Here is a 905-nt window from a genome sequence, read left to right as displayed (position 1 = left end):
AGGGAGGCAGTATGAAAGTTTAGAAGAATTAACACGAGAACTCCATGACTACGTGCATTGGTTTAACCATATTCGTAATAGCACATTAGGGTATGCAAGCCCTATTGCGTACAAAACTAGACACCTTAAAGAACCCCTAACCTTACATGGGTTGATTATCCAAATGCTGGATGTCACACATATCGTATTTTTATACAAGATACTGGACCGTGTGCCCAAATCGAAACTATTCGCGCTCAAACTCGTGCTTTAAATGCTTTAGTTATTAAACACTAATGAAATGTGTTTTTTAGTAACCACAATACAAAATAAGTCTTATAAGCTAATAGCATTGTTTCATCCAGAAGATCTTATATATTTCCTATAATACTTAGCCTGGGTATAGAACTTTAAAAATCCCCCTCCTATAACAGAAATGGGATTTAATATATTTTTATATAGTCTGAGTCAGCTAATTAAGCCAGTTCCTGCAAGTTATAACCTACTAAATAAATAATCAAAAAAACTTGTTATTCCACAATATGGCCCTAAAATGAATAATGGCACATATCTATATTTCAGATATGTGCCTTATTGTGGAATAACACTATCGGTAAATTAGTTGGAAACTCAACTTATGTTTACTAACACCTCATATTGCAAAAACTTTTTATGCAAGAAATTCCGGAAATAATAAAATTCCCCCTCTTCAAAACCTATATAATTCAACAATGTATAAAATCATGTATATATGAAAAATTTTCAACCTTAAAAAACCATTGGTCAAGGATTGTGGAATTATATTGGTTCCAATAGTTATGATTATGTAAACTAGAATTGAATTTGGTGTTCATTGATATACAAACATATAACAGCTAAAAAGTAGGAATAGTACACTTATTCCTACTTTTTGTGCTTTTATGGGA

Annotated in this window: 1 protein-coding gene; it reads left to right on the top strand. The window is 31.6% G+C overall.

The window, feature by feature from the left end; genetic code table 11:
* The coding region (locus JM172_RS24505) for an IS3 family transposase (RefSeq protein ID WP_214484986.1) at window positions 1–253 on the top strand (253 nt) is incomplete at its 5' end.
* Window positions 254–905 lie beyond the last annotated feature (652 nt).

It is taken from the genome of Bacillus sp. SM2101, assembly GCF_018588585.1.
Classification (GTDB): domain Bacteria; phylum Bacillota; class Bacilli; order Bacillales; family SM2101; genus Nanhaiella; species Nanhaiella sioensis.
This window is presented reverse-complemented; position numbering and strand designations above follow the sequence as displayed.